The sequence below is a fragment of the Agaricicola taiwanensis genome (genome assembly GCF_014635245.1).
Classification (GTDB): Bacteria; Pseudomonadota; Alphaproteobacteria; order Rhizobiales; family Methylopilaceae; genus Agaricicola; species Agaricicola taiwanensis.
The window spans coordinates 423,992-450,316 of sequence record NZ_BMCP01000002.1 but is presented as its reverse complement, the minus strand read 5'-3'; the positions used below and the strand labels follow the sequence as shown (position 1 = coordinate 450,316).

The window sequence follows — 26,325 nt, the reverse complement described above, 5'->3', positions numbered from 1 at the left end:
CGCGGCGGAAACGGCTTGCTAACACTGAAGCACGGAAGGGTCACAAAGGCCCTCGGAAGCAACCAGTAGTTTCGAACGGACATGATCCGTAACGGAACAGAGGGGGCATATAGGGAATGGAATATTTCCTCCAGCAGCTCATCAATGGGCTGACGCTGGGCTCGATCTACGGGCTCATCGCCATCGGCTACACGATGGTCTACGGCATCATCGGCATGATCAATTTCGCCCATGGCGATATCTTCATGGTCGGCGCCTTCGTGTCTCTGATCGCCCTCCTCCTCATCACGGCTCTTGGAATCACCGCGGTGCCGCTGGCGCTGCTGCTGGTGCTGGTGATCGCTATGATCATCACCTCGCTCTACGGCTGGACCGTGGAGCGCGTGGCCTATCGGCCGCTGCGAGGCTCCTTCCGCCTCGCGCCGCTGATCTCGGCCATCGGCATGTCCATCGTGCTGCAGAACTACATCCAGATCGTGCAGGGCGCGCGGGTGAAGGCCATCCAGCCCATCGTCACCGGCGGCATACCGCTGATGGAAAGCGCGGATGGATTCGTCGCACGCATCGCCAACATCCAGATCATCATCATCGTGACGACGGTGGTGCTGATGACGGTCTTCTCGCTGATTGTCGCCAAGACATCGTTGGGACGGGCGCAGCGTGCCTGCGAGCAAGACCTCAAGATGGCCGCCCTGCTCGGCATCGACACCAACAGGGTCATTTCACTGACCTTCGTGATGGGCGCGGCGCTCGCCGCTGTCGCCGGTTGCATGTACCTCGTCTATTACGGCGTCCTGGATTTCTACATCGGCTTCGTGGCCGGCGTGAAAGCGTTCACCGCGGCCGTTCTCGGCGGCATCGGCTCCCTGCCTGGCGCCATGCTCGGAGGCATCCTGATCGGGCTGATCGAAGCCTTCTGGGCGGGCTACTTCTCCAGCGAATACAAGGATGTCGCCGCTTTCTCCATCCTGGCGATCGCGCTCATCTTCCTGCCGACCGGCATCCTTGGCCGTCCCGAAGTTGAAAAGGTCTGATGTGATGAGCTCTCCCGCACGTCAGCCTTTCGGCCTTGCTGCCCTCAAGGATGCCGCCATCGCAGCCTTGATCACGCTGGGGCTTTTTGCCCCCGTGATGGGTCTTCGCACGGCGCAGGACAACAGCGGCCTCACGATCGTTGAAAATTGGTGGCCCGTGCTCGTAGCCGTGGCCGTGGTCTTCTTCGGCCGCCTCATTCTCAACGCCTTCTTCTGGAGCGACAACGGTTTCAAGGTCACCGACCTCATCCCGCGAGGCGAGGCCACGGCAAAAGTCGGAGAGACCCTCGCCAAATTGCTCGCGCCCGTTCTGATCATCGTGGCAATCGGTCTGCCCCTCATCCCCGGCCTGGACCGCTATTATATCGACCTGGGAATCCTGGTCCTGACCTACGTCATGCTCGGTTGGGGCCTGAATATCGTCGTTGGCCTCGCCGGCCTGCTCGACCTCGGTTATGTCGCTTTTTATGCGGTGGGCGCCTATTCCTTCGCGCTTATTGCCACTGTCGTCATCCCCAACTACGCGCCCGGGCTTGAGCTTTGGGCGTTCTGGATTTGCCTGCCGCTCGCCGGCCTCCTCGCCGCCTTCTGGGGCATCATTCTCGGCTTTCCCGTGCTGCGTCTGCGCGGTGATTATCTCGCCATCGTCACCCTCGCCTTCGGCGAAATCATCCGCATCGTGCTGCTGAACTGGTACGAATTCACCGGCGGGCCCAACGGGATCAACCGCATTCCCGATGCCACCTTCTTTGGCTTGGAGTTCAAGCGCAACAATGGGTTCGCCGATTTTTTCGGGCTGGACTACAGCAGCACCCAGAAGTTCATTTTCCTTTATTATCTGATCCTGGTCCTGGCCTTCCTGACCAACTTCGCCACGATCCGGCTGAGACGCCTGCCGATTGGCCGCGCCTGGGAGGCCATGCGCGAGGATGAAATCGCCTGCCGCTCCCTCGGACTTTCCATCGTTAAAACCAAGCTTACGGCATTCGCCCTGGGCGCGATGTTCGGGGGTTTCGCGGGCTCATTCTTCGCCACGAAGCAGGGCTTCATCTCTCCTGAGAGCTTCAGCTTCATTGAATCCGCCAACATCCTGGCCATCGTTGTTCTGGGCGGCATGGGCTCCCAACTCGGCATCGCGATCGCCGCTCTCGTGATGGTCGGTGGTTTCGAGTATTTCCGGGAGTTCGAGCAATACCGCATGCTGGTTTTCGGTCTGGCCATGGTCTTGATCATGATCTGGCGCCCACGTGGGCTGATCTCCTCACGGACCGCGACCGTGTTCCTGAAGGAAAAGAAAACCGTTTCGGCCGACATGGTCGCCGAGGGACGAGGATGAGCCCCAGCATGTCCTCCGATACCATCCTTACCGTTGATAATCTGACGATGCGCTTCGGTGGCCTCACCGCGGTGGATTCCCTGTCGTTCACCGCCACGCGCGGTGAGATCACGGCTCTGATCGGTCCCAATGGCGCCGGCAAGACCACCGTGTTCAATTGCATCACCGGCTTCTACAAGCCCACCGAAGGGCGTATCGCTCTGGCGCATGGCTCGGCAGCAGCCTTCGATCGGCTTGAAGACCTGACGGACAGCCCGGAGCAGTTCAGCCGCAACGGCAGCGATGCTCTCTTTCTCCTGGAGCGGATGCAGGATCACGATGTGTCCGGCAAAGCCCACGTGGCCCGCACCTTCCAGAACATCCGGCTGTTCGGCGGCATGACGGTGCTGGAAAACCTCATGGTTGCCCAGCACCTGCCGCTGATGAAGGCGTCCGGCTACTCGATCTTCGGCCTTCTTGGCCTGCCTGGCTATCGAAAGGCGGAAAACGAGGCGATCGACAAGGCGCGTTACTGGCTCGAGCACATCAACCTTGTGGATCGTGCCGATGAGCCCGCTGCCGGCCTGCCCTACGGCGACCAGCGCCGTCTGGAGATCGCCCGCGCCATGTGTTCCGATCCGGTGCTCCTTTGCCTGGATGAACCGGCGGCCGGCCTCAACGCCCGCGAATCCCACGACCTGAACGACATCCTCACCTTCATCCGGCGCGAACATGGAACCTCGCTGCTTCTCATCGAGCATGACATGAGCGTGGTGATGGAAATTTCCGATCACGTCGTCGTGCTGGATTACGGCAAGAAGATTTCCGACGGCACGCCGGACTATGTACGCAACGATCCCAAGGTGATCGCCGCCTATCTCGGTGTCGATGACGAGGAGATCGACGACGTGGAAGCGGAGGTGTCGAAATGAGCGAGCCGCTTCTCGCCGTACGTGGCGTCAAGACCTATTACGGCAACATCATCGCGCTCAAAGGCGTGGATCTCGATGTCAACGAAGGCGAGATCGTCGCGCTGATCGGCGCCAACGGTGCCGGCAAGTCGACACTGATGATGACCGTCTTCGGCAAGCCGCAAGCGCGCGAAGGCCAGATTCTCTACCGCGGGCAGGACATCACCCGCATGGAGACGCACGAGATCGCGCGTCTGCAGATCGCGCAGTCGCCGGAGGGGCGGCGCATCTTCCCGCGCATGACGGTCTATGAAAACCTGCAGATGGGCGCGGCGGTTACAGGCGGGCAGCATTTCGCTTCGGACCTGGAGCGCATGTTCACGCTGTTTCCGCGCCTCAAGGAACGCATGGGCCAGAGGGGCGGCACGCTGTCGGGTGGCGAGCAGCAGATGCTCGCCATCGCGCGCGCCCTCATGAGCCGCCCTCGCCTGCTTCTGCTGGATGAACCCTCGCTCGGTCTTGCTCCGCTGATCGTGAAGCAGATCTTCGGCGCCATCGGTGAGCTAAACAAGGACGAGGGTCTCACGGTGTTCCTCGTCGAGCAAAATGCCTACCACGCGCTGAAGCTGGCACATCGCGGCTATGTCATGGTCAACGGCGTGATCACGATGTCGGGCACCGGCCGCGAACTGCTGGCGAAAGAAGAGATAAGAGCCGCCTATCTGGAAGGTGGGCGGCAGTGAGGGGGATCGCCGCATGAACATGATCTGGGAAGTCTCTCTGCCGGAATTCATCTTCATCACCATCATCCTGGGCGGCAGCGCGGCCTGGATGTCAGGGCGTGCCATCGCAGGCTCCTGGCAGCCGTTCTGGATCGCGGCACTTTGGATGCTGCTGCTGGGCGCTGCCGTGCGCTTCATCCATTTCGCGCTGTTTTCCGGCTCACTCCTGACGTTGCACTATTATGTCGTCGACACTGTGATCCTGATCGCGATCGCAGCGCTCGGCCATCGCGCCACAAGAGCCAGGCGCACCGCCCAGCAGTATAGCTGGCTCTATGAAAAAACCTCCCCTTTCACCTGGCGGCGCAAACCCGCCGGTGGGACGCCTTCACCCTGAAGGCAAGCACGCGCAAATTGACGTGACAAACCGTCGGAAAAGCGCAGAAATGGTGGCCAGATGGCGGGGCCACCGCCCAATGTGACTCCTAAAGCAACCAAGCAGAGGACAATCGCATGACCAAGAAACTCATGACAGGTGTGGCTGTCGGCGCGCTATTGGCATTCGCCGCGCCGGCTTACGCAGACATCACCATCGCCGTGGCCGGTCCGATGACGGGCCAGTATGCGACATTTGGCGAGCAGATGAGGAACGGCGCGGAACTGGCTGTCGAAGAACTCAACGCCGCCGGCGGCATCAATGGCGAGAAGGTCATCCTCAAGGTGGGTGACGACGCGTGCGACCCGAAACAGGCCGTGACTGTAGCGAACCAGCTCGCCAGCGACGGCGTGACTTTCGTCGCCGGCCATTTCTGCTCGGGCTCTTCCATTCCGGCGTCCTCCGTCTACGAGGAAGAGGGCGTCATCCAGATCTCTCCCGCGTCGACCAATCCGACCTTCACAGACGACCGGCCGGGACCGGGCATCTATCGGACCTGCGGTCGCGACGACAAGCAAGGCGTCGTGGCAGGCCAATACCTGGCCGAAAAATACAAGGGCAAGCCGGTCGCGATCCTTCACGACAAGTCAGCTTACGGTAAGGGCCTTGCCGACGAGACCCAGAAGGCGCTTCAGGCCGCTGGTGAGAAGGAAGCCCTTTATGAAGCCTATACGGCCGGCGAAAAGGACTATTCGGCGCTGGTCTCCAAGCTGAAGGCCGCCAACGTCGAGGCCGTCTACATCGGCGGTTATCACACCGAGGCCGGCCTGATCCTGCGCCAGATGCGCGACCAGGGCCTTAACGCCCAGATCGTCTCGGGCGACGCGCTCGTCACTGACGAGTTCGGCCAGATCACCGGCGACCTCAGCGACGGCACTATGATGACCTTCGCGCCCGACGCGCGGAAGTTCCCGGAAGCGGCGGACGTGGTGAAGAAGTTTGAAGCAAAGAAGATCAATCCCGAAGGCTATACACTCTACACCTATGCCGCGATCCAGGCCTATGCGAAGGCCGTGACCGATGCCAAGACGACGGACTTCGAACCCGTGGTGGAGAAGCTCGACAGCGAAACCTTCAAGACCGTCATCGGCGATCTGAAGTTCGATGAAAAGGGCGATCCTACAGAAGCCCCATACGTCTGGTATGTCTGGAAGGGCGGCAAATACGCCCAGATGTGACGTCACCCGCAAACGGAACAGGAAGGCCCGTCGTTTTCGGCGGGCCTTTCTTTTGGCGGTCAGCGGCGTGGCCGGCCTTCAACAGGATAGCTGGGATCAGTGTACTGCGGCACAGCTGTGGCGCCGGGAGCCACCAGCGCGTCGACCGCCTCTTCATCACGGCTGTCCAGCGACACATTCAGGGCCGTGAGGTAGGACACCCACTGCTCATAGGTTCGCGGCCCGGCGATAAGGCCGTTGATCAACGGATTGGCTAAGACCCAGGCTCCGGCAAAGGACGCAAGATCGATGCCCCTGCCCTCCGCGTGCTGCTTCAGACGTGCCGCAGCGGCGAGATTCTCGGGGTGAAACTCGCTTTCCAGTATCCGTTTGTCGCCCCGGGCGGCACGGCTGCCTTCCGGCGCTTCAACATCGGGAGGATATTTGCCGGTGAGGACGCCGCGCGCGAGCGGGCTATAGGCCACCGTGCCAATGCCGAGCGCCGCGGCCGCAGGCAGCAGTTCGACTTCGGCGGTCCGGTTGAGAGCGTGATAGTGGAGTTGGCACGCCGCCGGTCTGTCGATCCCGGCCTGATCGCAAAGGCTCGCGATCCGCGCCAGCCGCCATCCGCGATGGTTCGACACGCCGAAGTAGCGGATCTTGCCTGTTCGAACGAGATCGGCGAGCGCCCTGACCGTCTCTTCCAAGGGTGTGTTGTGGTCTTCCTTATGGAGGTAGAGGATATCGATGGTCTCGGTGTCGAGGCGTCGCAGCGAGCGTTCCACCTCTTCAAAGATCCAGCGCCGCGACAGCCCCCGCGTCAGCGGACTGGTGCCGATAGGATTGCCCAGTTTGGTGGCGAGAACCCAGTCAAACCGCTCTGCTTTGATCGCCCGCCCAACCACCTCCTCCGAGCGCCCTTGCGCATAGCTGTCGGCGGTGTCGATGAAATTCACGCCTCGGTCTCGGGCATCGGCGATGATGCGATGGGCTTCGGCTTCCTCGGTGCGGCCGCCGAACATCATGGCTCCCAGGACAAGACGCGAGACCTTGAGCCCGGAGCGGCCCAGCGAGCGGAAGGTCATGTCACTCATGCAAGCTTGCCCGCTACGACACCGGTAAAGCGGAAACCAGCGAGAACGCTAAGAACAAGAAACACCAGAAAAGTAGCGAGTTGTGCGATCACGAAGGGCGGCTCCGTCTGCGTGGGTGCAAGGGCATTGAGAACAGGAAGCTTCTGAAAAGCCTGAACAACGGTGACAAAGGCCAAAAGATAGACGCTCAGCACTACGCCCACGGCATAGATCGGGCGCCAGGCGCCGGCGCAGTGAAAAACATAGCGAGCGATCAGCACCGCACCAAGAATGGTCAGCGCGATGATGCCTGTGACGAACGCCGGCGTCAGCGCCACGAAGGGAAACATGAAGCCCGTCACGCTTGTCGCAACTGCCGTGATCAGGAACCACTGCGTCCAGGTGGGTGAAACCGTCCGGCGGAACAGGCGCGCAATCGCCGGGAAACCAAGCACCAGTGCCACAAGGCTGATCGCCGTGTGGATGTAAACCAACGCGAGAACGTAAGACATCTGCCACCTCCCGTGTGATCGGTAGGCAAATGTAGCATTGCTGCGCCTGAAGCGGCGAGCGTGTCGACTAGCCGAGTTGGCCAAGGACCGGCCAGGTCTCCAGCATCCAGAACGCCAGGGTGCTCATCCAGCCGCTGAGAAAACCGACACCCACAAGAACAAGCAAGGCGCCGGTGACCTTCTCCACCATGCCGATATGCTGCCGGAAGCGGGTGAGGAAGGCCGCGAAAGGCCGGGCGGCGAAGGCCGCTACCAGGAACGGCAGCCCCAGGCCGGCGGCATAGATCGCCAGATAACCCGCGCCTGTTGCGACCGTGGTCTGACTGGCCGCCACGGCGAGGATCGCGCCCAGAACCGGACCGATGCATGGCGTCCAGCCGAAGGCGAAGGCAAGGCCCATGACGTAGGCGCCCCAGAGGCCCACCGGACGGCGTGTCTGGAACCTGGCCTCGCGATAGAGCAAGGCGATGCGGAACACACCAAGGAAATGCAGGCCCATGACGATGATAGCCGCACCGGCCAGCATGGACAGCACTTCGAAATATTCACGCAGCAACGCGCTGAGCGCCGAGGCGGCGGCACCGAGGATGACGAAGACGGTGGAGAAGCCGAGAACGAAGAGGCCGGCGGCGCCGAACGCGCGGCCCGTCACGGCCTTCGCCGAGACCGCTCCGCCGGAGATATGATCGGTGGTGGTACCTGCCAGATAGGTGAGATAGGCGGGCACGAGGGGCAGCACACAGGGCGAGAGGAAGCTGAGCAATCCTGCGAGGAAAAGGATTGGGATGCTGAGCTCTTCAACCATGGAACGCGCTTCCACTCACTCTGACAAACATGAACCTGCGGCACCGACCATTCGGCGGCGGCACCAGACCATGCCGTTCATGCCAGCATGAAATCACGAAGCCGTATCGCATTCGTTTCGCCGCGCTTTGTCGCAGGGTTGGGAGCTCCCTCATAACCATCTCTTAACACCACCCACCCAACTGTCCCCTCAAGATCAAGGTCTGGATTCGGGGATCGACTATGTCTGGCAATACTCTCTCCTTGGCCGAGCGGCTGGCGCTTCATGTCATCGACGATGAAACGCGAGCCGACCTGCGCGCGGCATGGGAAATCCTTGAATCCGGCATTCCTGCCCTTCTCGACGAGTTCTATTCGCACATCGCGCATTTTCCCACCCTCGACGCGCTCGTCGCTCGGCATCGCGGTCATCTGATCGACGCGCAGGCACGGCACTGGAAGCGGCTGTTCTCCGCCTCCTTCGATGATGACTACGCCACCAGCGTGCGCCGGATCGGCGAGGCCCACGTGCGCTCCGGCATCGAGCCGGGCTGGTACATCGCGGGCTATGGCTTCATCATCGATCGCCTCGTTCGCGAGATCGGCCGCAGCCGCCGGTTCAATGGCCGCGCGACCGCCCGCATGGCCGGCGCCGTCACGCGCGCCGCCATGCTCGATCTCGACATAGCGATCTCGCTTTATCATGAGACCCAGATCAGCAACGCCGAAGCGCGTGAGGCCGAGATCACTCTCTCCGTCAGCGCCTTCGACAGCATCATGACGCGCAGCCTTCGCGCCATGGTCGAAGCCACAGAGACGTTGAATGCCATGTCCGACGGTCTCGGAACCGCGGCCCAGGATTCATCCGCCCAGGCCCGCGCGGCATCAGACATCGCAACAGGCATCACCATGAAGATTGCCCAGAGCGCCAGCGCAACGGAGGAGTTGTCCGGCTCCATCGCCGAGATCGGCAGCCACGCCAACACCTCGCTAGATACCGCCCGTCAGGCCGTGTTTGACGCGGAAAGCGCGGATACGACCGTTCGCGGGCTGGCGGAAGCGGCTGAAACCATCGGGTCGGTGGTCGAGCTCATCACTGGCATCGCGGCCCAGACAAACCTTCTTGCATTGAACGCGACCATCGAAGCAGCGCGCGCCGGCGAAGCGGGACGTGGTTTCGCCGTCGTGGCGAGCGAGGTGAAGTCGCTCGCCGAACAGACCGCCAAGGCGACCGATGAGATCGGCAGGCAGATCGCCGCCATCCAGAACGCGACCCGGCAGACGGTCAGTGATCTTGCCGGCATCGGCAGCACCATCAAGACGCTGGCGGAAGCGGCTCAGTCCATCGCCAGCGCGGTCGAGGAGCAGAGCGCGGTGACACGGCAGTTTGCCGAAACGGCGAGCCACATCTCCGCCGATACCGAAGGCTTGACCCACGCCGTCAGCAGCGTCGGAAGCGCGACCTTTTCCACGGAAGAGGCCGCAGGCCGCGTGCGGCAGTTGTCAGTATCTCTGGAGCAGGAAACACAGGCCCTTAATCAGGAAGCCCAGGACTTCTTCGTCAAACTGAGGCAAGCCTAATGGTGAAGTGATCCCCGGCCCGGGTTGCGCTATCGAGCTTAGTCGGCCAAGTGAGGCGCATGTACAGCAAGCGCCAGATCCTCGCGCCGGTCACGGCCCTTCTGCTCAGCGTTGCCCTCTTGATCATGGGCAATGGCCTGCAGACCACGATCCTACCCATCCGTGCCGGGCTGGAGCATTTCTCCGCCATCGAGATCGGCGTGCTCGGATCATCCTACTTCGTGGGCTTCATCGTCGGCTGCCTTGGGGTCCCGTATCTCATCCTGAATGTCGGCCACATACGCACATTCACCGCACTCGTGGCCATCGCATCAACGGCAAGCCTGCTCCATCCGATGATCGTCGATCCCGGAGCGTGGATGATGACGAGGCTCCTGACCGGCGCCTGCCTTGCCGGTCTCCATCTGATCATCGAAAGCTGGCTTAACGAGCGGGCGACAAACGAGACACGCGGTCTCATCATGTCGACCTACATCGTGATCAACTTCAGCGTCATCACCATTGGCCAGCTCATGGTGATGCTCTACGAGCCGCAGTCCTTCGCGCTGTTTTCACTGGCCTCCGTGCTGGTCTCGCTGGCTGCCGTACCCGTGGCACTCACGCGGTCCGCCCAACCGGCACCCATCACACTGGTCCGGTTCAATCCGCGCAAACTCATCTCCGTCTCGCCTACGGGCGTCGCGGGAGTGTTTCTGGTCGGTCTCGCCAATGGCTCCTTCTGGGCGCTGGGGCCGGTCTTTGGCCAGCGCATCGGCCTGTCGGTGGAGGCCATCGCCTTTTTCCTGAGCGTCACGGTGATCGGCGGCGCCATCGCGCAATGGCCGCTTGGCCGCCTGTCGGACAAGATCGATCGGCGCCTCGTCATGGTCGGCGCCGCCGGCGCCTCCACGATATTCAGCCTGGCGCTTGCCAGCTTCGGTGATGGATCGACCGCCACCCGTCTAACGCTCGCCTTCCTCTTTGGAGCAACCACTCTGCCGGCCTATGCCATCGCCGTGGCACAAACCTTCGATCACGCGGCACCGGGCGATTACGTCGAGATATCGGCGGGCCTCCTGCTCCTCAATGGACTGGGTTCGGCCATCGGTCCGCTGATCGCCGCAGTTCTGATCGAGATGAGTGGAGCCGCCGCGCTCTATCTTTTCATCGGCGGCGTCGAATGCATCATCGTGATCTTCGCACTGAGCCGCATCCGCATGCGCGAGGGGGTGCCGGAGGCGGAGAAGGAAGATTTCGATCTCGCCAACACCGGTCTTGCCGTAATGGTCGGAGATGCGGAAGCCATGGAGGCCTCGCCCCTCGTCGGCACGTCGGACGAGCTGAAGGCGGAAGAGAACAGCTGACCCGCCTTGCCCCTATGGGCTGTGCCGCGTTAGAAGGGCGCCAGATTTCCGCACACCATGTTCAGGGAGCCGCCCACTTATGGCGCAGCAATTCGCTTACTTTATGCAGGGTCTCTCCAAGACCTATTCCGGCGGCAAGAAGGTCCTCGACAACATCCACCTGCAGTTCTACCCGGACGCGAAGATCGGCATCCTCGGCGTCAACGGCGCAGGTAAGTCGACCCTTCTTCGCATCATGGCCGGCACCGACAAGGACTACACCGGTGAGGCCTGGGCCGCTCAAGGCATCCGCGTCGGCTACCTCCCCCAGGAGCCGCGCCTCGATGACAGCAAGACGGTTCGTCAGAACGTCGAGGAAGGCGTCGCCGCCAAGCGCGCGATCCTCGATCGCTACAACGAGCTGATGATGAACTATTCCGACGAGACGGCGGATGAATCGGCCAAGCTCCAGGACGAGATCGACAGCCAGAATCTCTGGGATCTCGACAGCAAGATCGACCAGGCCATGGAAGCCCTGCGCTGCCCGCCTGACGACGCCGACCCCAACAAGCTGTCCGGCGGTGAGCGCCGTCGCGTTGCACTCTGCAAGCTGCTCCTGGAGGAGCCGGAACTGCTGCTGCTGGACGAACCGACCAACCACCTGGATGCGGAGACCATCCAGTGGCTCCAGAACCATCTGAAGAACTATCCGGGCGCCGTTCTTATGGTGACCCATGATCGCTACTTCCTGGACAATGTCACCGGCTGGATCCTCGAGCTCGACCGTGGCCGTGGCATTCCCTACGAGGGCAACTATTCGACCTGGCTGGTGCAGAAGCAGAAGCGCCTCACCCAGGAAGGCCGCGAGGATGCCGCGCACCAGCGCGCGCTCGCCCGCGAGCAGGAGTGGATGGGCACCTCCCCCCGCGCTCGCCAGGCCAAGAACAAGGCCCGCATTCAGCGCTACGACGAGTTGGTCCAGCGCAGTCAGGACACGGGCCCGGGCACCGCGCAGATCATCATCCCCATTGCCGAGCGTCTTGGCGCCAATGTGGTTGATTTCGAAGGCATCACCAAAGGCTTCGGTGACCGGCTGCTGATTGACGATCTCACCTTCAAGCTGCCACCCGGCGGCATTGTCGGCATCATCGGTCCCAACGGCGCCGGCAAGACCACCCTCTTCCGCATGCTCACCGGCCAGGAAGAACCGGATGCCGGCACCATTAAGATCGGCGAGAGCGTCCAGCTCGGATATGTCGACCAGTCGCGCGACGCCCTGGACCCGAACAAGAACGTCTGGGAAGAGATCTCCGGCGGCAACGACATCATCTATCTCGGCAAGCGCGAGATCAATTCCCGCGCCTATTGCTCGTCATTCAACTTCAAGGGTTCCGACCAGCAGAAGAAGGTGGGCGTGCTCTCCGGCGGTGAGCGCAACCGTGTCCATCTCGCCAAGATGCTGAAGTCGGGCGCCAACGTCCTGCTGCTCGACGAACCGACCAACGATCTTGATGTGGAGACGCTCCGCGCGCTCGAAGAGGCGCTGGAGGATTACGCCGGCTGCGCCGTGGTCATCAGCCATGATCGCATGTTCCTCGACCGCATCGCGACCCACATCCTGGCCTTCGAAGGCGACAGCCACGTCGAGTGGTTCGAAGGCAACTTCGAAGCCTATGAAGAGGACAAGAAGCGCCGCCTCGGCGCTGACGCCGTCGAGCCGAAGCGCATCAAGTACAAGAAGTTCTCACGCTGAGCACTACGGACCACATGCAGAAAAGGGCGGCTTGTCAGCCGCCCTTTTCTATTGCCCGCACGTCAATCAACAACTCGGGGCGTCGGTGTGCATAAGCGCGGCATCTTGATCGACTTGGAAGCGCCCGCCCGCTCTATCATCAGTCGCTGAAGCTATGTGGTTTTTCACGCCACGGCCTTGCCCTTGGGCGCCTCATTGTCCTGTGCCACCGGCACCGTCTCCGGATAGAGCACGGACTCGGGCACGCTCACCACGTTCCAGGCAAGGCCGATCTTGCCCATGCCGTGAATGATCCAGCCGTTGACGTCGATTTCCCACCAGCGGTGGCCGGCCATGGCGGCGCGGGGGAAGTGATGGTGGTTGTTGTGGAAGCCATCGCCGAAGGTCAGCAGCGCGAGCCAGAAGTTGTTCTTGGAATGGTTATCCTGGCCGTAGCGCTCCGAGCCCCACTTGTGGCCGATGGAGTTGACCGCCAAGACAGCGTTGAGCAGCACGAAGGTGCGAACGAAGCCGCCGAACAGGATCGAACCCATCATGCCGTCAAAGCCGCCCAGCGCGTATCCATAGATGCCGGGGAAGATTGCGACGGAGGCCACATACCAGAAATAGCGGGTGCGGCCGAAGAACTGGACGACGGGATCGTCCGCAAGGCCCTTGCCGTAGATCTTCAGATCGGTGGTGGTGTCATCGAAGGCCCAGCCGATGTGCGCGTGGAACATCCCGCGCAGGGTATCGGTGTCATGGCAGTGATGATCCACATGGGGGCTGTGCAGGTCGCCGCATTCGTCGGTATGAGAATGATGCCGGCGATGATCTGCGGCCCATTTCAGGATCGACCCCTGGCATGCCATGGTTGCGAACGATCCAAGCACATATCGCATCCAAGTATAGGTCTCATAGCTCTTGTGCGAGAAATACCGGTGCAACACCATGCCGACGCCGATGTTGATCACGGTATAGCCGACGAGGAAGCTGGAAATGTCGATCCAGGTCAGCGGCTTTCCCAAGCCGAAATACCAGTAGGCCGCGCCCGCGCAGCCGAGCAGAAGGCTGATCAGGATGAGCCCGTGCTCGAACCGTTTCTGAAAGGCAGCCGGCCCGCCGATGACAACACCGAAGGGAGGCTCTTGGCTCACAACAGACATCGATCACCCCGAAGTTATGGTTAAGAAATAATTACTGCCACCTCCTTACATAGCTCAGCTTGTGGTTGCGGTCCAGTTGTCAATATTTCATTAACCACGATCGACCAGCACAACTTTCGTATTATCGTTAAGACAGAACGCGCCAATACAGGTGGCAGCACCGGACATCCGGATTGCAGATGAGCAAACGACAACGAATGTCCCATCCCCACACCTTCCCCGCCCGCACTTTTAAGGCACAGGTTGTTGAGGTTCTAGTTGAAGGCAATGCCCATCCGGAGACGCGCCGCACCGGGTGTGTGAGCATCGACTTCGAAGGAATGGGGGGAAGCCGCCACTACGGCTATCTGCGCAAGGCCGGCCCTCGGGAGCCTTGGTACAAACGCGGCAGCCTTATGCGGTCGGGGCGCCAGATCACCCTGGTGAGCCGCGAGGAGCTGGCTGCGGTGGCCGATGCCATGCAGATCGAACGGCTGGAAGCGGCATGGATCGGGGCGAATGTCGTGGTTGAAGGCCTTCCCGATTTGTCCTGGCTTCCGGCGGCAACACGCATCGTTGCCCCTTCCGGACTGGTGTTTGTGGTCGAAGGGCAGAATGCGCCCTGCCGCATCGCCGGGAAGGCGATCGCGCGCCACGTTCCGGTGGAGCGGCGCGCGGAGATTGATCGTAGCTTTGCCAAGGCCGCAGCCGGACAGCGTGGCCTTGTCGCTTCAGTCGAACGCCCCGGTGATCTTCGGTCCGGGGACGCGCTCATCGTGAAAGTGGGCAAGCAGTGGATCTACGATCCGCAGGATCAGGATCAGGGACGCCTATTCTAACCTGCCCTACCGGAACGGCAGCGCGTACTGCAGGCCGCCTTTGGTCCAGAGGTCATTGATACCGCGTTCCAGCTTCAGCGGCGATCCCATACCGATGGTGCGCTCATAGATTTCGCCGTAGTTGCCCGAATGCTTGATGATGCGATACGCCCAGTCCTTGGACAGGCCCAGCTGCTCGCCGAGGTCGCCCTCGACCCCAAGCATACGTCGGATCTCGGGGTTCTCCGATTTCAGGAATTCATCCACGTTGGCTTTGGTGATGCCGAATTCCTCGGCTGCCACCAGAGCGCTCAACGTCCAGCGGCCGATATCGGCCCACTGACTGTCGCCCTGGCGCACCACAGGTCCCAGCGGCTCCTTGGAAAAGGTGTCCGGCAGCACGATGAAGTCATCGGGATTGGCAAGGAGAAGCCGCTGTGCCGCAAGGCCGGAACGATCGGTGCTGAGCACCTCGCAGCGTCCGCCCTCGAAGGCTTTCACGACGTCGCTGTTTCCTTCGAAGGTGACGATCTCATACTTCTGGTTGGTGGCCCGGAAGTAATCCGCCAGGTTCTGCTCGGTCGTGCTGCCCGACTGGGTGCAGACGGACGCTCCGTCCAATTCCTTGCCGGAGGCAACGCCGAGATCCTTGCGCACCATGAAGCCCTGCCCGTCGTAATAGGCAACGCCGATAAAGTCGAAGCCCAGTGAGGCATCGCGCGAGAATGTCCATGTCGTCACCCGCGAGAGGATGTCGACCTCGCCAGACTGCAGCGCGGTGAAGCGATCCTTCGGCGTGGTCGGCTGAAAGCGGACCGCATCGGGGTTGTCGAAAATCGCTGCCGCCACGGCCCGGCAATATTCGGCATCAAAGCCTTGCCACGCGCCCTTATCATCGGGCGCGGAGAAGCCGGGAAGACCAGTCGTTACGCCGCAAATCACTTCCTTGCGGTCTTTCACGACATCCAGTGTCGCGGCCGAAGCCGGGGCGGTCATCACCAGCAACGCCGCGCCAGCAAGAGTTGGAAATTTGAATCTCATATCTGCCTCCGTTGCATCGGTAGGTAGATTGCCCGGTGGCCACGGACGGGGGCAAGCCAAAAAATCGGCATGCCTATGTATATAACGATATATATCATGCCGGTGATGTGATTAGCGGCCTTGCCTTGCGACCGCTGCGGGCATAAAGATATCTTTATGTCTGATGTCAAAGCCCCTCTCGATTCCATTCTCGCTGCCCTGCGCGCGGCGGGCGAGCCGACGCGCCTGCGGCTTCTCGCCCTCTTGGCGGACGGCGAATTGAATGTGACTGATTTGACGGAAATCCTGGGCCAGTCACAGCCTCGTATTTCGCGCCACCTCAAGCTGTTGACCGAGGCCGCGCTCGTGGAGCGCAACCGCGAAGGATCCTGGGCCTTCTTTCGTCTCGCCGACCGTGGGCCGATGGCGGCGCTGGCGCGGGATCTGACCAGCCGCATCACGGGGGACGATCCGCAGGTCGCGCGGGATCGCGAAAGGTTCGCCGAGGTGCGCAAGGAGCGTGCTGAAGCGGCCGCCGCCTACTTCCGCACCCATGCCCATGATTGGAACGCCATCCGAGCTCTTCACGTGGAGGAACAGGCGGTAGAGGCAGCGGTGCGTGAAGCCATCGGCGCGGCGCCCATCCACTCACTGCTGGATCTCGGCACGGGAACGGGACGGATGCTGGAGCTTTTGGGCAGCGACGCCGAACGTGTGGTGGGCCTTGATCTCTCCCACGAGATGCTGGCGGTCGCCCGCGCCAATCTCGCAGAAGCGGGCCTTGCCCGCGCGCAGCTTCGCCAGGGCGACGTCTATGCCCCGCCGGTGACTGCCAACAGCTTTGACCTGGTGGTGGTGCACCAGGTCCTTCACTTCTTGGAAGATGGTGCGCGCGCCATCCGGGAAGCTGCCCGCGCCCTTCGCCCGGGTGGGCGCCTGCTGGTGGTGGACTTCGCCCCGCACGACCTCGAGTTTCTGCGCGATGCCCATGCCCACCGCCGCCTCGGCTTTGCGGCCGATGTGGTGGCCGACTGGATGCTCGCGGCAGGCCTGGAGGTCACCCTCCATCGCAATCTGCCGCCCCCGGACGACGCGCCCGACAAACTCACTGTTTCGATCTGGCTGGCGCGCGATCCGCGCGTCATCACCGATCTTCCTCTTACCGACCCGTCTCGGGCCGTCGCGTGACCGCCATGGAACCTCTTCGCCTGTCCCGCCGCCAGGATGCCAGTCCCATCCGCGTTTCCTTCGAATTCTTCCCGCCGAAGACCGAAGAGATGGAAAAGACGCTCTGGAATTCCATCGGACGGCTGGCGCCGCTGAGCCCCTCCTTCGTCTCCGTCACCTATGGCGCTGGTGGCTCCACCCGTGAGCGCACGCACCAGACCGTGACCCGGCTTGTGCGCGAGACGGACGTGAAGCCTGCGGCGCATCTCACCTGCGTTGCCGCCTCCAAAGCGGAGGTCGATGACGTGATCCGCTCCTATGCGGCCGCCGGCGTGCGCCACATCGTGGCCCTGCGCGGCGATCCAGTAGGCGGCATCGGCACCACCTATGAGCCGCATCCGGAAGGTTACGCCCAGTCCAATGACCTCGTCGCCGCCATCCGCCGCATCGGCGATTTCGAGGTCTCCGTCTCCGGCTATCCGGAAGGGCATCCTGAAAGCGCGTCCATCGACGCCGACATCGAGATTCTGAAGCGGAAGGTTGACGCCGGAGCAACGCGCGCGATCACCCAGTTCTTCTTCGACAACGATATTTTTGAACGCTACATCGAGAAGGTGCGTGCCGCCGGCATCAACGTGCCCGTTTTGCCGGGCATCGTGCCGGTGCACAACTTCAAGCAGGTCTCGAACTTCGCGGCCAAGACCGGCGCCTCGGTCCCCGCCTGGCTGGCGGCCCGCTTTGAAGGGCTCGACAACGACCCTGCCACACGTCAGCTCGTGGCGGCCGCCGTGGCCGCCGAGCAGGTGCTGGACCTGGTTGATCGCGGCGTCACGGATTTCCACTTCTACACCATGAACCGCGCCGACCTGGTCTATGCCATCTGCCACCTCCTCGGCCTGCGGCCGAAACTTGCGGAGGCGGCTTAATCATCATGCCCGGGCTTGGCCCGGGTATCCACGAATTAGACGCCCGCAGCCAACGAAGTTAAGTCGTGGATGCCAAGGCCAAGCCTTGGCATGACGAAAGAAAGAGCATCGACATGCCCATCACCCGCTCCAAGACCGAAGATACCCTGCGCAAGCTTGCCGCCGAGCGCATCCTTGTGCTCGACGGCGCCATGGGCACCATGATTCAGCGTCTGAAGTATTCCGAGGAAGACTATCGCGGAACACGCTTTTCCGACTGGCCGCGCGACGTGAAGGGCAACAACGACCTTCTGATCCTGACCCAGCCCGACGCCATCCGCGACATCCACCTGCAGTACTTTCGCGCCGGCGCCGACATCGTCGAGAGCAACACCTTCTCCTCCACCACCATCGCCCAGGCCGACTATGGCATGGAGGAATTGGCCTATGAGCTGAACGTGGAAGGCGCGCGTCTGGCGCGCGAGGCCGCCGCCATTGCCGAAAAGGAAGACGGCCGCCCACGTTTTGTAGCCGGCGCCATTGGTCCCACCAATCGCACGGCATCCATTTCGCCCGACGTGAACAACCCGGGCTATCGCGCTGTCAGCTTCGATGAACTGCGGATTGCCTATGCCGAGGCCACGCGTGGTCTGCTGGAAGGTGGCGCCGACATCATCCTCATCGAGACCATCTTCGACACACTGAATGCCAAGGCCGCCATCGTGGCGGCGGAGGAGGTCTTCGAGGAACGCGGCGAGCGCGCGCCCGTCATGATCTCGGGCACCATCACCGACCTGTCGGGCCGCACCCTCTCCGGCCAGACGCCGACGGCCTTCTGGTACTCCGTGCGCCACTCCCGCCCGCTCACCATCGGGCTGAACTGTGCGCTCGGCGCCCGCGAGATGCGCGCGCATCTGGAAGAGATCGCCCGTGTCGCCGACACCCTCGTCTGCGCCTATCCCAACGCAGGCCTGCCCAATGAGTTCGGCCTCTATGACGAGAGCCCTGAGGCAACGGGGAGCATGGTGGGTGAATTTGCCGAGGCTGGTCTCGTCAACATCGTCGGCGGCTGCTGCGGCACGACGCCCGATCACATCAAGGCCATCGCCGATGCTGTGCGTCCCTTCAAGCCGCGCCCGATCGCCAATCCGCCGGTGAAAATGCGCCTGTCGGGCCTGGAGCCCTTCGAGCTCGCATCATGATGATCGTCCTTCGTCCGAGCCTTCGTCATGCCCGGCCTCGTGACGGGTATCCACGACTTGACGGCATCAGTCAGACATCAGGAAGCAACTCGTGGATGACCGGGCCAAGCCCTGTCATGACGACGTTTGCCGCCAATAATCAATCACCCTCGAAAGCAATCGCATCATGACCATCAACGCCGCCGCCAACTTCGTCAACATCGGCGAGCGCACCAACGTCACGGGCTCCGCCAAGTTCCGCAAGCTCATCACGGCGGGCGACTACACCTCCGCCCTCGCGGTCGCGCGCGACCAGGTCGAGAACGGCGCGCAGGTCATCGACGTCAACATGGACGAGGGCCTGCTCGACAGCGAAAAGGCCATGGTCGAATTCCTCAACCTGATTGCATCGGAGCCGGATATCGCCCGTGTGCCCATCATGGTGGACTCGTCCAAATGGTCGGTCATCGAGGCGGGGCTCAAGTGCGTTCAAGGCAAAGCCATCGTCAATTCCATCTCGTTGAAGGAAGGTGAAGCTTCCTTCCGTGAACAGGCGGAAAAGGTGCGCCGCTATGGCGCCGCCGTCGTGGTCATGGCTTTCGACGAGACCGGCCAGGCCGACACCTTCCAGCGCAAGACCGAGATCTGCGCCCGCGCCTACCGCATCCTGGTCGACGAGATCGGCTTCCCGCCCGAGGACATCATCTTCGATCCCAACGTCTTCGCCGTGGCCACCGGCATCGAGGAGCACAACAACTACGGCGTCGATTTCCTCGATGCGGTGCGCTGGATCAAGGCGAACCTGCCGCACGCGCATATTTCGGGCGGCATCTCCAACCTGTCCTTCTCCTTCCGCGGCAACGAGCCCGTGCGCGCGGCCATGCATTCGGTGTTCCTCTACCACGCCATCGGCCTTGGCATGGACATGGGTATCGTCAATGCGGGCGCCCTGCCCGTCTATGACGATATTGATCCGGAACTGCGCGAACTCTGTGAGGACGTGGTGCTCAACCGCCGTCCGGATTCGACCGAGCGCCTGCTGGAAGAGGCCGAACGCTTCCGCGGTGGCCCGAAGATGGAGGAGAAGAAGGCGGATACCGCCTGGCGCGAACTGCCCGTCAAGGAGCGCATCGCCCATGCGCTGGTGAAGGGCATCACGCAATACATCGAAGAGGACGCTGAGGAAGCGCGCCGGCAGGCCAAGCGGCCACTCGACGTCATCGAAGGTCCGCTCATGGACGGCATGAACGTGGTGGGTGACCTCTTCGGCGCCGGCAAGATGTTCCTGCCCCAGGTGGTGAAGTCGGCCCGCGTCATGAAGCAGGCGGTGGCCTATCTCACCCCCTTCATCGAGAAGGAAAAGGAAGAGCTCGGCCTGACGCAGAAGGCCGCCGCCGGCAAGATCGTCATGGCCACCGTGAAGGGTGACGTGCACGACATCGGCAAGAACATCGTCGGCGTCGTCCTCCAGTGCAACAATTACGAGGTGATCGACCTCGGCGTCATGGTGCCCGCCACCAGGATCCTCGAAACCGCGCAGGAAACAGGCGCCGATGTCATCGGTCTGTCCGGTCTTATCACGCCGTCGCTGGATGAAATGGTGCATGTGGCGGCCGAGATGGAACGCCTCGGACTCGATCTCCCGCTTCTCATCGGCGGCGCCACCACGTCGAAGATCCACACGGCGGTGAAGATCCATCCCGCCTACAGCCGGGGCCAGGCCGTCTATGTGCAGGACGCCAGCCGGGCCGTAGGCGTGGTGTCAGCCCTGCTGTCGGACGAGCAGAAGCCACAATATGTGGAAGGCGTTCGCACCGATTACGCGCGCCTTGCCGAGCAACACGCCCGCGCCCAGGAGGACAAGGCCCGCGCGCCCCTGCCCACCGCGCGCGCCAATCGGCTGAATCCGTCGTTCGAGAACTGGAAACCGGTGAAACCGAGTTTCCTGGGCACCCGCAGCTTCCGTGAAATCCCGCTGGAAACGCTCAACCAGTTCATCGACTGGACGCCCTTCTTCCAGACCTGGGAGCTGCCGCGCCGTTACCCGGATATCCTGACGGACGAAAAGTACGGCGAGGCGGCGCGCCCGCTGTTCGAGGATGCGCAACGCATGCTCGAGCAGATGGCCAAGGAGAAGTGGCTGGAGGCGCGCGCGGTGGTCGGTTTCTGGCCTGCCGCCGCCGAGGGCGACGATGTCGTGCTCTTTAAGGACGAGAGCCGCAGCGAGCGCATCGCCACCCTGCACACGCTGCGCCAGCAGATGCAGCGCACCAACAACCGGCCCAATCTGGCACTCGCCGATTTTATGGCACCCATCGACAGCGGCATCCCGGATTGGATCGGCGGCTTCGCCGTCACGGCGGGTATCGGCGAAGAGGTCATGTCGGAGCGCTTTGCCCGCGCCAACGACGATTATTCGGGCATTCTTGCAAAAGCGCTTGCGGACCGTCTGGCAGAGGCCTGCGCCGAATATATGCACATGCTGGTCCGCCGCGAGCTCTGGGGCTATGCCGCCGACGAGAAGCTCAGCAACGAGGAACTGATCGCCGAGGCGTACCAGGGCATTCGCCCTGCCCCCGGCTATCCCGCCCAGCCCGACCACACCGAGAAGAAGACGCTGTTCGCGCTCCTGGACGCGCCCGAGGCCATAGGCCTGACACTGACGGAGAGCTATGCGATGTGGCCGGGCTCGGCCGTCTCGGGCCTCTACTTCTCCCATCCCGAAAGCCACTACTTCGGCCTCGGCAAGATCGACCGCGATCAGGTGGCGGACTATGCGGCACGCAAGGGCATGGAACGCGCCGAGATGGAGCGCTGGCTGGCGCCGGTGCTGAATTATAACCCTCACAGGGCGGCGAAGGGCGAGGCGGCGTAGCCGCAGCTCCGGATACCGTTCAAGCTCGCGACACCACATGCCCAATCATGGGCTGCATCAGATCGAAGCCGCCCCTGCCGCATGGAACCGCTGCTGACATGAACGCTCGCTCAAGGTCCGCCCTCTTCAGCCGGGCGCCTTCGGCGCGGGTCTGGTCGGCGGCGACCATGCGCTGCACAAAGGTCTCGAAATCGGCAAAGCGCTCCACCCTCACCCACTCCTCCTCGCGCTGCAGTTTTGCGGCGTCGCAGAAGCGGACAATCGCCGCCTGAGCGGCGCGCCGCACCTCGGTCTCATCGTCGATCGGTTTCAAGGCATCGAACAGACCACCGTAGGCGCGCGGCTCCACGATGATCACCCTGCCCGCGACCCGGAGAGCTTCTGCCAAGGCGGAAGCCATGAATGCCACCGGCACGTGATGGAGCGAGTTGAGAAAAATCGCGCCGGCGAAGCTTCTGTCCTCGAAGGGCAGTGCGCGAGCATCCCCGCGAATGACGGGATGTCCAGCCTTGGCGCAGGCCGCCGCCGCCTCGGGATCGATTTCCAGTCCGAGCCAATGGAGTCCGGCCTGTTGGAGAGGCCGCGCCAGGCCGCCCCGACCGCTGCCGACATCGAGCACTCGCGCCCCGGCGGCATCCGGCAAAGCCTGTAGAATGAAGGTCAAGGCGTCCATGGACCTAGCCCCGGCAACCTGTGAAGGGAGAAGCGCCCGAAGAAGAGAGCCGCCTTGACCGTCTCATCACGTTCCCGACTACTTGGAGGCGAAAGGCTTTATCGTCTCCTGGAACTTGGCCCAGACCTCGCTGTTGTCCTCCGTCCATTCCGCGTTGGCTTCCATGGCAGCGGCACGGAACGCCTCGCGGGCTTCCGCCGAAACCTCGCGGTATTCTCCACCGGCCTTGATCAGCCTCTGGAGCGTTTCCTTGTCGTGCTCCATGGCGGTAGGCCAGTTGTTCTGGATCAACTCCATCGTCGTGTCTTCGACGATCTTGCGCAGATCCTCGGGAAGGTTCTTGAGCCACTTGTCGTCGACGAGAACCGCATAGGTCACGAGGCTGAGGCCCGGCACCGAGGTGGCCTTTGGCGCGGCGCTCAGACCGACGATTTCCCAGCCGCCCGACGAGGTGAAGATGCCGTCGATGGCGCCCTGCACCATGGCCGGCGCCATCTCAGCCGCCGACATGGAAATGGGGCTAGCGCCGAATTCCCGCATCAGTTGCTGCAGCACGCGTCCACCGGTGACGCGGATCTTCTTACCCTCCATATCGTCGATGCTTTCGACGAAATCATCGCGGAACAGGAAGAACAGATCGGCCGTGCGCGCCAGACCCATCACGCGGATGCCCTTGTCCTCGACATAGCTCGACAGGAACTTTCCAAGAGCTTCCGGAGCCCCCGGCTTCATCATCATCTCGTCGGTAATGGCGAAGGGAAGACTGATCACGCCGGTTTCCCGCGCGATCGTCTCGAGACGAACAGCGACCGGCCAGACCATATGAACCGCGCCCGAGCCAAGCGCGCCGACCGCGTCCTGGTCCTTGTAAAGGGTGCCGGCGTGGAACACCTTCGGTACTATCCGACCGCCGGTGCGCTCCTGAATGGTTTTTGCATAGTTATCGATGATCTTCGTGGACCAATGCGACGTCGCGAGCTCATCCGTCAGGATCATCTCGATCGGCTTGTGTTGTGCCTGCACGGGTAACAGCGTCGCGCCAAATACAAAGCCGAGGGCCGCCGCCACCTGCAACGCATAGCCCCCCAATTTCAATGACATCCCCTTGCCTGCCATCGCCATTCCTCCCGGTTTTTTGATTGACTGTGTGCGTACATATACGTGCAAACGCTAGCATCAGGTGCATCGATTTTCTAGCGATTAGTCCGTACATGCTATTGTGCAGCGCGGCGAATCCTCCGGTGAGCCCGCAGGATCACCACGGCACCGATCAGCGGCGCCGTTGCGAAGACCGCATAGGCTTGCGAATAGGATTCCAGGACACGATAGAGCAGCGCGAACAGGGCCGGTCCGGCGACGACGCCGGCGAAGGTCAGCATGAGAACTCCGCCGGCAACGGCGCCGGCGCGCGCGGGTGGGCTGAGGCGGGCCGCCTCTGCCAGCATCACGCCGTTCCAGCCCACGGAAGCAAGGCTCATCATCATCAGCAGGACGATGGCAAAGGCGTCGGGGAAACTGCCGATAGCGGGCATGGCGACCGCGCAGAGGGTCGCCAGCCCCCCTGTCGCCGCGAGGACGGGAACGCCCGCGTCGAACTTGTCGGCAAGCCCGCCCCAGATCAGTCGGCCCGCCACGCCCGCCGCCTGGATGGCCGCGGCGGCAAAGCCCGCGCTCACGGGCGTCCAGCCGAATTCGCCGACAAGCATGGTGACCGCGAAGGAGACCAGCGACAATTGCGTTGCTGAATAGAGAAAGCTCATCAGCGAGAGGGCCCGAAGGGGAGCGCTTCCGAGCACCAACGCCAGGCCCTCTTTGACATTGGCGCGAAACGACACCGCCGGGTTTCGGTTCTCGTTCCACCCGCCTCGAACGGAGAGCAGTCCAAAGGCCAGAACCAGCGCGGGAATGGCCGCCACCGCAACGGTGACGCGCCAGCCGTAGCGGACCGCCAGAACCGGCAAGACGATCGCAGCGATCATTCCCCCGATGGGAACACCGGTCTGCTTGATGGAGAACACCAGGTTTCGCGCCGATGGCGGGGTCACCCGATTGAGGGCTTCCGATGCCGCCGGATTGGTCAGCGAATAGCCCACGCCGATCACGGCGGAGGCCAGAGCCATGCCAGGCGCCCAGCCGCAAGCCAATCCGATCAACCCGGCCGCCACCGCGGCCATGGCGAATTGGCTCGCCGTACCGGCTCCGAACTTTCCAGCCACGGCCCCGGCGAAGAGCGAGGCGATGGTGGCGAAGAGATAGATCAGGCTGACCTGATAGCCGATCAGATGCGGCGACAGGTCCAGATCCGCCGCCACGATCGGCGCGATGGGTGCAAGCGCCAGCACGGCGGCACTGGCCATGGCCTGAACGGCGACAGCGGTGGCGACGGTCGGCGCGAGCCGCATTGGTGGACGCGCCATGCTCATGCCGTCTCACCGGCGCGGGCGAGAAGCCGGCGGCTCTGCTCGATGGTCGGCCGCTCGATGAGCCGGCCGTCGAGAAGGCAGGCGCTCCCCTTCGAGGCCGCAAAGGCCGCCATCACGCGGCGCGCGTGATCGAGTGCTGCCGGATCCGGGGTCAGCATGGCGTTGATGCGCGGAGGCTGCGCCGGATGTATCGCCGCCCGCGACGTGAAACCCAGCGCGAAGCTCTTGCGCATCTCGGCCTCCTCGCCGGCGACATCCGCGAGCTCGATCCACGGCATATCGACCGAGGCGCGACCAGCGCCGGCAGCCGCGGCAACCAGCCTCGCGCGGGCGGCCAGGAGCGGATCCCAGCCGATCTCGACACCCAGTTCGGCCGCCAGGTCCGCACCGCCGAACATCAGAAAGGACAAGCGGGCGGAAAGGCGGGCGAGCGCGAAGGCTTCTTCGGTTCCGTCGATCGTCTCGATCAGAGCGCCCAGCTCCCACGGCGCGGCGATGTGATCGATAAGATCGGCGACGACAGCCACATCACCGGCGCGCGCTTTGGGAAGCAGAAGACCCGCCAGGCCGGGGATAGAGGGGGCAGCCTCCAGCACAGCGGCGAGATCGGCAATGCCGGCCGGTGTGCGAAGGCCATTGATGCGCAAGAAAACAGCGCCCGCCGTTGAGGAGCGCCCGGCAATCCACTCGAGAGCGGCGCTTCGCGCCGTTTCCTTGTCCTGGATCGCAACGGCGTCTTCCAGATCGATGATGACGGCATCAGCGCCGGCGGACGCGGCTTTGTCGAAGCGCTCCGGCCGGTTGCCCGGCACGAAAAGATAAGACCGCCTTGCTGCCGCGCGGCGCATGAGGGCTTCGGCATCAACAATCCCGACTTGGCTTTCCGGCATAAGTTTTCAGATCCCCTTGACCTAATTAAGTACGTACATAACAATCAGAGAAAGTCGAGTACCAAGACGGCTCTAAATGCCGCACGGATCGGGAGAAACGACCAAATGTCTCACGACGATTCAAGCGTCGCAGGAGCGGCTGAGAGCGCGAAGGCGAAGGCCTCACGCGTGAAAATCGCGAGCTATGGGCGCTACCTTGAGGAATTTGAGGTCGGCGACATCTACGAGCATCGCCCCGGCCGAACCATCACCGAGGCGGACAATATCCAATTCTCGCTCCTCACGATGAACGCGCATCCGATGCATTGCGACAGTGCTTTCGCCGCGAAGTCGGAGTTCGGGAAGCCGCTGGTGAATTCCGGCCTCTCACTCGCGATCGTGCTTGGGATGACGGTCAATGATGTCAGCTACAAAGCCATCGCCAACCTCGGCTGGAGTGAGATCAAGCTGACCGCCCCGGTCCATCCCGGCGATACGCTCTATGCGCGCAGCGAGGTGCTTGAGGTGCGCGAGAGCAAGTCGCGCCCGACCCAAGGGATCGTGACCACGCGCACCGAGGCTTACAATCAGGACGGCGCCGCCGTCATGCACTTCATCCGCATGAGCCTCATTCCCAAACGTGGTCACGGCGTCGGTGACTGAGGCCTATT

General features: G+C 62.6%; 23 protein-coding genes and 1 pseudogene. 15 read left to right on the top strand and 9 right to left on the bottom strand.

Annotated features, from left to right (window positions below; translation table 11 throughout):
* Positions 1–116: 116 nt before the first annotated feature.
* From IEV58_RS09570 to IEV58_RS09545, 6 genes are all read left to right on the top strand, one after another.
* Entirely contained in the window at positions 117–1,034 is a 918-nt protein-coding gene (locus IEV58_RS09570) for an ABC transporter permease subunit (RefSeq protein WP_188409505.1), read from the top strand.
* A gap of 4 nt (positions 1,035–1,038) precedes the next feature.
* Positions 1,039–2,370, top strand: a complete 1,332-nt coding sequence (livM, locus tag IEV58_RS09565) for a high-affinity branched-chain amino acid ABC transporter permease LivM (RefSeq protein WP_188409504.1) — start codon at positions 1,039–1,041, stop codon at positions 2,368–2,370.
* An 8-nt stretch (positions 2,371–2,378) separates the two neighbouring features.
* Positions 2,379–3,281 carry an ABC transporter ATP-binding protein gene (locus tag IEV58_RS09560; protein ID WP_188409503.1) on the top strand — a complete coding sequence of 301 codons (903 nt, stop codon included), beginning with the start codon at positions 2,379–2,381 and terminating at the stop codon, positions 3,279–3,281.
* The gene (locus IEV58_RS09555; RefSeq protein WP_188409502.1) at positions 3,278–4,003 is read left to right on the top strand and encodes an ABC transporter ATP-binding protein; all 726 of its coding nucleotides are present in this window, start codon (positions 3,278–3,280) and stop codon (positions 4,001–4,003) included. Before IEV58_RS09560 ends, IEV58_RS09555 begins: the two co-directional genes overlap by 4 nt.
* A gap of 13 nt (positions 4,004–4,016) precedes the next feature.
* Positions 4,017–4,379 carry a DUF6867 family protein gene (locus IEV58_RS09550; RefSeq protein WP_188409501.1) on the top strand — a complete coding sequence of 121 codons (363 nt, stop codon included), beginning with the start codon at positions 4,017–4,019 and terminating at the stop codon, positions 4,377–4,379.
* 116 nt (positions 4,380–4,495) lie between these two features.
* A complete protein-coding gene (locus tag IEV58_RS09545) occupies positions 4,496–5,596 on the top strand; it encodes a branched-chain amino acid ABC transporter substrate-binding protein (RefSeq protein WP_188409500.1) in 1,101 nt (366 codons plus the stop codon).
* 59 nt (positions 5,597–5,655) lie between these two features.
* Here the strand turns inward: IEV58_RS09545 and IEV58_RS09540 are convergent, their stop codons facing one another.
* The 3 genes from IEV58_RS09540 to IEV58_RS09530 form a co-directional block, all read right to left on the bottom strand.
* Positions 5,656–6,669: an aldo/keto reductase gene (locus IEV58_RS09540; protein ID WP_229729326.1), complete on the bottom strand. Its 1,014-nt coding sequence runs from the start codon at positions 6,667–6,669 to the stop codon at positions 5,656–5,658.
* Complete coding sequence (locus IEV58_RS09535) at positions 6,666–7,160, bottom strand: hypothetical protein (protein WP_188409499.1); 495 nt, start codon at positions 7,158–7,160, stop codon at positions 6,666–6,668. The genes IEV58_RS09540 and IEV58_RS09535 overlap by 4 nt, the downstream gene beginning before the upstream one ends.
* A 67-nt stretch (positions 7,161–7,227) precedes the next feature.
* Complete coding sequence (locus tag IEV58_RS09530) at positions 7,228–7,965, bottom strand: cytochrome c biogenesis CcdA family protein (RefSeq protein ID WP_188409498.1); 738 nt, start codon at positions 7,963–7,965, stop codon at positions 7,228–7,230.
* A gap of 221 nt (positions 7,966–8,186) precedes the next feature.
* Here IEV58_RS09530 and IEV58_RS09525 point away from each other — a divergent pair, with 221 nt between their 5' ends.
* The 3 genes from IEV58_RS09525 to ettA all read left to right on the top strand — a co-directional run bounded on the left by IEV58_RS09525 (position 8,187) and on the right by ettA (position 12,599).
* A complete protein-coding gene (locus IEV58_RS09525; RefSeq protein ID WP_188409497.1) occupies positions 8,187–9,524 on the top strand; it encodes a globin-coupled sensor protein in 1,338 nt (445 codons plus the stop codon).
* 59 nt (positions 9,525–9,583) lie between these two features.
* The gene (locus tag IEV58_RS09520; protein WP_188409496.1) at positions 9,584–10,867 is read left to right on the top strand and encodes an MFS transporter; all 1,284 of its coding nucleotides are present in this window, start codon (positions 9,584–9,586) and stop codon (positions 10,865–10,867) included.
* 79 nt (positions 10,868–10,946) lie between these two features.
* On the top strand, positions 10,947–12,599 hold the full coding sequence (gene ettA, locus IEV58_RS09515; RefSeq protein ID WP_188409495.1) for an energy-dependent translational throttle protein EttA: 1,653 nt from the start codon (positions 10,947–10,949) through the stop codon (positions 12,597–12,599).
* Between the two features lie 164 nt (positions 12,600–12,763).
* Here the strand turns inward: ettA and IEV58_RS09510 are convergent, their stop codons facing one another.
* Positions 12,764–13,744, bottom strand: a complete 981-nt coding sequence (locus IEV58_RS09510; RefSeq protein WP_188409494.1) for an acyl-CoA desaturase — start codon at positions 13,742–13,744, stop codon at positions 12,764–12,766.
* Between the two features lie 197 nt (positions 13,745–13,941).
* On the opposite strand from IEV58_RS09510, the gene IEV58_RS09505 reads away from it, so the two are divergent.
* Positions 13,942–14,562, top strand: a complete 621-nt coding sequence (locus IEV58_RS09505) for an MOSC domain-containing protein (RefSeq protein ID WP_188409493.1) — start codon at positions 13,942–13,944, stop codon at positions 14,560–14,562.
* A gap of 6 nt (positions 14,563–14,568) precedes the next feature.
* Here IEV58_RS09505 and IEV58_RS09500 read toward each other — a convergent pair whose 3' ends face one another.
* Positions 14,569–15,582, bottom strand: coding sequence for an amino acid ABC transporter substrate-binding protein (locus IEV58_RS09500; protein WP_188409492.1), 1,014 nt, complete (start codon positions 15,580–15,582; stop codon positions 14,569–14,571).
* A gap of 156 nt (positions 15,583–15,738) precedes the next feature.
* On the opposite strand from IEV58_RS09500, the gene IEV58_RS09495 reads away from it, so the two are divergent.
* The 4 genes and pseudogenes from IEV58_RS09495 to metH all read left to right on the top strand — a co-directional run bounded on the left by IEV58_RS09495 (position 15,739) and on the right by metH (position 21,689).
* Entirely contained in the window at positions 15,739–16,749 is a 1,011-nt protein-coding gene (locus tag IEV58_RS09495) for an ArsR/SmtB family transcription factor (RefSeq protein ID WP_188409491.1), read from the top strand.
* 5 nt (positions 16,750–16,754) lie between these two features.
* A complete protein-coding gene (gene metF, locus IEV58_RS09490; protein WP_188409490.1) occupies positions 16,755–17,654 on the top strand; it encodes a methylenetetrahydrofolate reductase [NAD(P)H] in 900 nt (299 codons plus the stop codon).
* A gap of 113 nt (positions 17,655–17,767) precedes the next feature.
* A pseudogene (locus IEV58_RS09485) lies at positions 17,768–18,826 on the top strand (homocysteine S-methyltransferase family protein); the annotation flags it as partial.
* A 175-nt stretch (positions 18,827–19,001) separates the two neighbouring features.
* Positions 19,002–21,689 (top strand): methionine synthase, encoded by a 2,688-nt coding sequence (metH, locus tag IEV58_RS09480; protein WP_188409488.1) that lies wholly within the window; start codon positions 19,002–19,004, stop codon positions 21,687–21,689.
* A gap of 19 nt (positions 21,690–21,708) precedes the next feature.
* Here metH and IEV58_RS09475 read toward each other — a convergent pair whose 3' ends face one another.
* The 4 genes from IEV58_RS09475 to IEV58_RS09460 all read right to left on the bottom strand — a co-directional run bounded on the left by IEV58_RS09475 (position 21,709) and on the right by IEV58_RS09460 (position 25,675).
* Positions 21,709–22,362, bottom strand: coding sequence for a class I SAM-dependent methyltransferase (locus tag IEV58_RS09475; protein WP_188409487.1), 654 nt, complete (start codon positions 22,360–22,362; stop codon positions 21,709–21,711).
* A gap of 78 nt (positions 22,363–22,440) precedes the next feature.
* Positions 22,441–23,463, bottom strand: a complete 1,023-nt coding sequence (gene dctP, locus IEV58_RS09470; RefSeq protein ID WP_188409486.1) for a TRAP transporter substrate-binding protein DctP — start codon at positions 23,461–23,463, stop codon at positions 22,441–22,443.
* A 113-nt stretch (positions 23,464–23,576) separates the two neighbouring features.
* Entirely contained in the window at positions 23,577–24,779 is a 1,203-nt protein-coding gene (locus IEV58_RS09465; RefSeq protein ID WP_188409485.1) for an MFS transporter, read from the bottom strand.
* 2 nt (positions 24,780–24,781) lie between these two features.
* On the bottom strand, positions 24,782–25,675 hold the full coding sequence (locus IEV58_RS09460) for an HpcH/HpaI aldolase/citrate lyase family protein (RefSeq protein ID WP_229729325.1): 894 nt from the start codon (positions 25,673–25,675) through the stop codon (positions 24,782–24,784).
* A 105-nt stretch (positions 25,676–25,780) separates the two neighbouring features.
* Between IEV58_RS09460 and IEV58_RS09455 the strand changes: the two genes are divergently transcribed.
* Positions 25,781–26,317 carry a MaoC family dehydratase gene (locus tag IEV58_RS09455; RefSeq protein ID WP_188409484.1) on the top strand — a complete coding sequence of 179 codons (537 nt, stop codon included), beginning with the start codon at positions 25,781–25,783 and terminating at the stop codon, positions 26,315–26,317.
* Positions 26,318–26,325 lie beyond the last annotated feature (8 nt).